Below are 6,551 nucleotides of genomic sequence, written 5' to 3' on the forward strand. Positions count from 1 at the left end.
GCCCCGCGGCCGTAGCCGGGTGGGGCCACGGAGTAGGGTGCGGCCAGAGTCGTCTCAGTGAGGTGCTGTCTCGATGCTCGATCGAGGTGTGATGCTCCCGAGCTCCTTCCAGGCCGCCCGGGCCCTGGCCACCACCCGCGTGCTGGAGCCGCCGGACCTCCCGGACGCCCTGGAGGTCCTCCACCGCGACCCGGTCGCCAACGCGTTCGTCGCCACCAGGGTCGAGGCCGTCGGGCTGGACCCGTGGCGGCTCGGCGGGGAGTTGTGGGGCTGGTACGACGGGGACGGCGTGCTGGACGCGCTCTGCTACGCCGGGGCGAACCTGGTCCTCGTCGACGCCGGGTCGGAGGCGGTCGCGGCGTTCGCGGAGCGGGCCCGCCGGCAGGGGCGGCGCTGCTCCTCGATCGTCGGGCCGGCGGCGGCCACGGCGGCCTTCTGGGCGCTGCTGGAGCGCAGTTGGGGGCCGGCCCGGGACGTGCGGGCGCATCAGCCGCTGTTGGCGACCTCGGTGCCGTCGGCGGAGATCGCGCCGGATCCGCTGGTGCGCAGGGTGCGGCGCGACGAGGTCGAGGCGCTGATGCCGGCCTGCGTGGCGATGTTCACCGAGGAGGTGGGGGTGTCGCCGCTGGCGGGGGACGGCGGGCTCCTCTACCAGGCCCGGGTGGCCGAACTCGTGTCCGCCGGGCGGTCGTTCGCGCGGTTCGGGGAGGACGGGCAGGTCGTCTTCAAGGCGGAGATCGGGGCGGTGACGGAGGGGGCCTGTCAGATCCAGGGGGTCTGGGTCGCTCCGGGGCACCGGGGGCAGGGGCTCTCCGAGACCGGGATGGCGGCGGTCCTGGACGTCGCGTTGCGGGAGGTGGCGCCGGTGGCGTCGCTGTACGTCAACGACTTCAACCTGCGGGCCCGGGCCGCGTACCGGCGGGTGGGGTTCCGGGAGGTCGGGGCGTTCATGAGCGTGCTGTTCTGAGGGGGAGGCCCGGGCGGGGCGGGCGCGGTGCGCGAGGTGCTGTTGGGATCTTCGGCCGCGCCGCAGGGCCACGGGTAGTAACGTCCGGAGCATGGATCAGCTGACCGGGGTGACGATCGAGGCCATCGACCTTGCGGCCTGGGCGCCGCAGGCGCTGGAGGTCCAGGCGGTGGCGTTCGGGCTGACGCCCGAGGAGGTCGCGGTACGGCTGCACATCGTGGGGCGGCACGCCCAGCAGCCGGGGGTGATCGCGCTGGGGGCGATGAGCGGGGGGCAGCTGGTCGGGTTCGGGTACGGGATGCCCAACCAGCGGGAGCACTGGTGGAGCACGGTGATCGAGCCCTACCTGGCCGCCCGCGGGTACGGGGACTGGCTGGACAGGGTCTTCGCCGTCACCGAGCTGCACGTGCTGCCGGAGTTCCAGGGGCAGGGGGTCGGCTCGCGGATCATCCGGACCCTGTGCGAGGCGTCGGGCCTGGACCGGAGCATCCTCTCGGCGATCGACGCGGAGACGCCGGCGCGGCGGCTGTACCGGGCGTTGGGGTACCAGGACCTGGCGCGGGCGGTGCGGTTCCCGGCGACGGACCGGCTGTACGCGGTGATGGGGGCCCGGCTGCCCCTGCGGGGAACCGGGGCCTAGCAGCCCAAGTGCCTTTGGCCTCAAGGGCCTTGGGGTCAGAGGGAGTCGGCGAATTCGAGGTGTAGCTCGGCGTCCTCGCGGCGGTCCGCGGCGAGGGCGCGGAGGGCGAGGTCGACGGCCCGGAAGAGGGTCCAGCCGCGCAGGCGCTCCCGGTCGACCTCGAGGGACTCGGCGAGCCGGCCCAGACGGCGGCGGACGGCCGCGGGGGCGCCGGGGGAGCCGAGCAGGGTGTCGGCGCGGTCCAGGGCGAGACGGGCCAGGTCGTAGGCGCGCTCGCCGGCCAGCGGGCTCGGGTCGACGGCCAGCCAGGGGGCCCGGTCGGCGGCCAGGACGTTGCCGTGGTGGAAGTCGCCGTGCAGGAGGAAGGACTCGTCGGCGGAGTCGGCCAGGCTCCGGGCGGTGTCCAGGGCCCCGGCGATCAGCTGCCGCGCTTCGGCCGCGGCGGGGTGGGGGTGTTCCGCGAGGCGGGCGGCGGCGGCGATCCGCTGGGCGGCGGCGGGGAAGGGGTGGCCCTCGGGGAGCTCCGTCCAGAGCCGGTGCAGCAGGCTGGTGGCCTCCAGCGCGGCCTTGGGCTCGGCGAGGGAACGCAGCGGGATCTCGCCGTGGAGGCGTTCGAGCAGGAGGACCCCCTCGGTGGGGACGGCGTCGAGCAGGAGGACGGCTCCGCGGCCCGCCCAGTGGGCGAGGGCGGTGTGCTCCTGGGCGGTCTCGGGGGTGGGCAGGCCGATCTTGAGGACGGCGGGGGAGAGGTCGTCGCGGTGGACGTACGCGACGAGGCTGAGGCTGCCGCCGGGGTCGAGGATCCGTTCGAGCGTGAGGTTCCAGGCGGCGAGGTGGGTGGCGGCCTTCGCGGGGAGGTCGGCCAGCCATTGGCGGCCGGCCTCGCCATGGGTGGCGGTGACGGTGTTCGTCAGCCAGGTGGGGACGGTGATGGTGGGTTCGGCTCCCGACATGGGTCCATTGTCGGGGTTTGGGAGGGCGGGGGCGCTCGGGAGGGTGCCGGCTTCCGGGCGCGGGGGCTCAGGGTCAGCCGGGGGTGCCGGGGAAGGGGGTGGCGGGGGCGCCCCAGTGGTGGGCGCGCAGGGTGGCTTCGCGGAGGGCGGTGGCGGCGAGGAGGCGGTAGGGGGCGGGGACGGCGGGGACCAGGTCGGCGTAGGCGGTGGTCAGGCGGGTTTCCAGGTGGACGGCGAGCTTGGCGGCGTCGGTGGGGGAGGTGACGGGGAAGGGGAGCCGGTAGCCGCCGGCGGCGGGGGTGGGGGCGGCGGTGAGGGTGCCGAGGAGGCGTTGCCAGGCGTCGCGCTGGGCCTGGTGGGCGGCGTGGGTGGTGCGGGCGTCCGCGCGTTGGGGGTCGTCGGGGAAGTGGGCGCCGACGACGCCGTAGCCGTAGACGGCGGCGTGTTCGGCGCCGAGGGCGGCCTGGAGGGCGGGGACGGCGGCGGCTCTGCCGGCGGGGGTGCCTTCGGCGACGGCGTCGGGCGTCAGGACGGGGGTGGTGTCGCCGAGGGCCGCGGCGTGCAGGGCGTTGGAGGCGGAGACGGAGGCGAGCAGCCGGGCCAGGGGCGGGCCGACCTCGTCGAGGTCGTGGAGGTGGGCCTCGGCGGTCCGGTGCTCCATGAGGGCCAGCTCGGGGAGGGTGGGGAGGGAGCGGTACGGGGTGCTGGTGGGGGAGGGGCTCGCGCTCGGCAGGCCCTGGACGAGGGCGGCGCGGTGCTGGACGGTGTCGTCGCGCAGGGGCTGGAGCAGGGCGGTCCGGGCGCCCGGGACGGTGAGCAGGTTGTCGTAGGCGCCGAGCAGGAGGTCGGTGGCGGCGATCGCGCGCAGTCGGACCGGGGTGTCCGGGTCGCGGGGCGGGGCGGGGTCGGCGTGCCGGTCGCCGACGGAGGCGGTGCAGGCGGTGAGGGTGGTGAGCAGTCCGAGGGCCAGGAGGGTCCGTCGGCTGGGCGGCTGCATCGGGGGCGCTCCGGGCGGGTACGGGAGGACGGCCTCCCCGCCAGCCCTCGTTGGCGTGAATGATTACAGAATCCCCACGTTCCCGGGTCCGGTTCGGGGATGCCGGGCCGGGTGTGAGGTTGCTCGCAGTGGGTGGTGTGCGGGCGGCCGGGGGAGGTCAGGAATCGGTGGTTGGGGGCTTGACCGGATAGGCTTTGGGCCGAGCTGCCGTGATTCCGGTGTGGCACCGGGGGTGCGCGGCGACCTTCTGACAACAGCAGACGCGGCCGAGGAGTCCACCCGGATGAGCACCACCCACACCGACCGGCTGCGAGCGTTGCTGGAGCCGCTGGCCGAGCAGGCCGGACTGGACCTGGAGGACGTCAGGGTCACTCGGGCGGGCAGCCGCCGGCAGGTGCAGATCGACGTCGACACCGACGGCGGTGTGGACATGGACGCCATCGCCGAGTTCAGCCGGGTGGTCGGTGAGGCCCTGGACGAGTCGGACCTGATGGGGGACGACGCGTACCTGCTGGAGGTCGGCTCGCCGGGTGCGGAGCGTCCGCTGGTCCTGCCCCGGCACTGGCAGCGCGCCGAGGGTCGGCTGGCCAGGATCCACCTGGTGGACGGCGGGGAGATCGTCGCCCGGGTGCTGGAGGCCGACGAGGACGGCGCACTGGTCGAGGTGCAGCCGGTGAAGGGGCGCGGCCGTCCGAAGGAGCGCCGTCTGGCGTACGCGGAGGTGACCCGGGCGCGCGTCCAGGTCGAGTTCAACCGCAAGGACGACGAGCTCCTGGACGAGGCCGCGGACTTCGACGAGGGGGAGGACGGCGCCGAGTGACCCCCGGGTGCCGTACGACCATGACGAACGTGACGAAAGACGAGGAGGCGTAGCCGTGGACATCGACATGAGTGCCCTGCGCACGCTGGTCAACGAGAAGAACATCCCTTTCGACCTGCTGGTCGAGTCCATCGAGTCCGCCCTCCTCACCGCGTACCACCGCACCGAGGGCTCGCGCCGCCGGGCCCGGGTGAACCTGGACCGCAAGAGCGGCCACGTCACCGTGTGGGCCATGGAGGACCCGGCGGAGCTGGACGAGGGCGTCGAGCCGAAGGAGTTCGACGACACCCCGAACGGCTTCGGCCGGATCGCGTCCAGCATCGGCATCCAGGTGATGATGCAGCGCCTGCGCGACGCCGCCGACGACCAGACCTTCGGTGAGTACGCGGGCAAGGAGGGCGACATCGTCACCGGTGTCGTCCAGCAGGGCAACGACCCGAAGAACGTGCTGGTCGACATCGGCAAGCTGGAGGCCATCCTGCCGCCGCAGGAGCAGGTCCCGGGCGAGGACTACCGGCACGGCACCCGGCTGAAGTGCTACGTGGTGGCCGTGCGCCGGGGTGTGCGCGGTGCTTCGGTGACGCTGTCGCGCACCCACCCGAGCCTGGTGAAGAAGCTGTTCGCGCTGGAGGTCCCGGAGATCGCGGACGGCAGCGTGGAGATCGCGGCGATCGCCCGTGAGGCCGGCCACCGGACCAAGATCGCGGTCTGGTCGCGCCGCCAGGGCCTGAACGCCAAGGGCGCCTGCATCGGCCCGATGGGCTCCCGGGTGCGCGCGGTGATGGGCGAGCTGCACGGCGAGAAGATCGACATCGTCGACTGGTCCGAGGACCCCCGGGAGATGGTGGCCGCCGCCCTGTCGCCCGCGCGGGTGACCAGCGTGGAGATCGTGGACGCCGCCCAGCGCTCCGCCCGGGTGATCGTGCCGGACTACCAGCTGTCGCTGGCGATCGGCAAGGAGGGGCAGAACGCCCGCCTGGCCGCGCGCCTGACCGGCTGGCGGATCGACATCCGTCCGGACACCGAGGGCCAGGCCGAGGAAGCGCAGGCCCGGTAATCAGTGTCGTCGTCGGCGTCCCCGCCGGTCCTCCGGGTTCGGCGGGGCGGCGCCATGTCGCTTCGGAGGGGTAGACTTGCCTTCGTCTGGCCGGACGCATGTCCGAGCACGCCCGGAACGCACCTGCGTGGGCTGCCGCAAGCGCGCGGCCAAGCACCAGCTGTTGCGTGTCACGGCGGTCGAGGGCGAGTGCGTCCCTGATCCCCGTGGCGCACTCCCGGGCCGGGGCGCTCATCTGCACCCCGATCCGACCTGCCTCGACCTCGCGGTCCGCCGTCGGGCGTTCCCCCGGGCCTTCCGGCTCCAGGGCGCGCTCGACACCGAGCGGCTCCGCGGGTTCATCGGGGAGCGGGCGGGCGAAGCCTCGTAGCAGGGCCGCCTCCCGCGACGGCCGCCGCTCGCGCGGCGGAGAACCACCGCAACAAGCACAGCGCTCGGGAAGCCGCGCGCCGTGCACCAGTCAGGTACCTCGCGATGTGGAAGTAGGTCGAGATTGCGATGAGCTCTCGATGAGTACGCGATGAGTACGCGATGGGTACGCCCATGAAGTAGCGACAGTCCGGCGGACGAGACCCCCGGACTCATAGACAGGAGTGAAGTGGCTAAGGTCCGGGTTTATGAACTCGCCAAGGAGCTTGGCTTGGAGAGCAAGGCCGTCATGGCCAAGCTCACCGAGCTCGGTGAGTTCGTCCGTTCGGCGTCCTCGACGATCGAGGCGCCGGTCGTGCGCAAGCTGACTGACGCGCTTGGTGTTGCCCCCACTGGTGGTTCCGCCGCCAAGCCGGGCCCGCGGAAGTCCGCGGCGCCCTCCCCCGCCGCCGGCTCGGGTTCCCCGAAGCCGGGGGCCCCGACCCCGGGTCCGCGCCCCAGCGCGACCCCTGGTCCCCGTCCGACCCCGGCTGCCGCCGCGCCGGCCGCCCCCGCCGCCCCGAAGCCGGCCACGCCGGCTCCGGGTGCGCCGACCCCGGGCCCGCGCCCGGCCGCACGTCCCGCCGCTCCGGCGGCCCCGGGGGGGGCCGTGGACGAGGTTTCCCCCCCAGTCCCCACCGGTTGTGCCCCGCGTCCAGCCCCCCCAGACCCACGCCCCAAAGGGCAAGAATACGGGGGGGGCCAGTCG

At 74.2% G+C, this 6,551-nt stretch carries 8 protein-coding genes; 6 read left to right on the forward strand and 2 right to left on the reverse strand.

Annotation, left to right across the window (positions count from 1 at the left end; genetic code table 11):
• The first annotated feature begins 91 nt into the window (after window positions 1–91).
• On the forward strand, window positions 92–967 hold the full coding sequence (locus ACFVGO_RS37910; protein WP_380636742.1) for a GNAT family N-acetyltransferase: 876 nt from the start codon (window positions 92–94) through the stop codon (window positions 965–967).
• A 91-nt stretch (window positions 968–1,058) separates the two neighbouring features.
• Window positions 1,059–1,607 carry a GNAT family N-acetyltransferase gene (locus ACFVGO_RS37915; RefSeq protein ID WP_359909165.1) on the forward strand — a complete coding sequence of 183 codons (549 nt, stop codon included), beginning with the start codon at window positions 1,059–1,061 and terminating at the stop codon, window positions 1,605–1,607.
• Between the two features lie 35 nt (window positions 1,608–1,642).
• On the opposite strand, the gene ACFVGO_RS37920 is transcribed toward ACFVGO_RS37915, so the two are convergent.
• Together ACFVGO_RS37920 and ACFVGO_RS37925 are read right to left on the reverse strand one after the other, a co-directional pair.
• Window positions 1,643–2,560 carry an aminoglycoside phosphotransferase family protein gene (locus ACFVGO_RS37920; protein WP_380636736.1) on the reverse strand — a complete coding sequence of 306 codons (918 nt, stop codon included), beginning with the start codon at window positions 2,558–2,560 and terminating at the stop codon, window positions 1,643–1,645.
• Window positions 2,561–2,633: 73 nt separating this feature from the next.
• Window positions 2,634–3,557 carry a ferritin-like domain-containing protein gene (locus tag ACFVGO_RS37925; protein WP_380636738.1) on the reverse strand — a complete coding sequence of 308 codons (924 nt, stop codon included), beginning with the start codon at window positions 3,555–3,557 and terminating at the stop codon, window positions 2,634–2,636.
• A 283-nt stretch (window positions 3,558–3,840) separates the two neighbouring features.
• On the opposite strand from ACFVGO_RS37925, the gene rimP reads away from it, so the two are divergent.
• From rimP to ACFVGO_RS37945, 4 genes are all read left to right on the forward strand, one after another.
• Complete coding sequence (gene rimP, locus ACFVGO_RS37930; protein ID WP_359909157.1) at window positions 3,841–4,377, forward strand: ribosome maturation factor RimP; 537 nt, start codon at window positions 3,841–3,843, stop codon at window positions 4,375–4,377.
• Window positions 4,378–4,432: 55 nt separating this feature from the next.
• Window positions 4,433–5,434, forward strand: a complete 1,002-nt coding sequence (gene nusA / locus ACFVGO_RS37935; protein WP_359909154.1) for a transcription termination factor NusA — start codon at window positions 4,433–4,435, stop codon at window positions 5,432–5,434.
• Between the two features lie 127 nt (window positions 5,435–5,561).
• Window positions 5,562–5,804, forward strand: coding sequence for a YlxR family protein (locus tag ACFVGO_RS37940; RefSeq protein ID WP_359909151.1), 243 nt, complete (start codon window positions 5,562–5,564; stop codon window positions 5,802–5,804).
• Between the two features lie 228 nt (window positions 5,805–6,032).
• Window positions 6,033–6,551: translation initiation factor IF-2 N-terminal domain-containing protein (locus tag ACFVGO_RS37945; RefSeq protein WP_380636739.1), on the forward strand; the 519-nt coding region annotated here is incomplete at its 3' end.

The organism is Kitasatospora sp. NPDC057738, from assembly GCF_042798815.1.
GTDB classification, from domain to species: Bacteria; Actinomycetota; Actinomycetes; order Streptomycetales; family Streptomycetaceae; genus Kitasatospora; species Kitasatospora lactacystinica.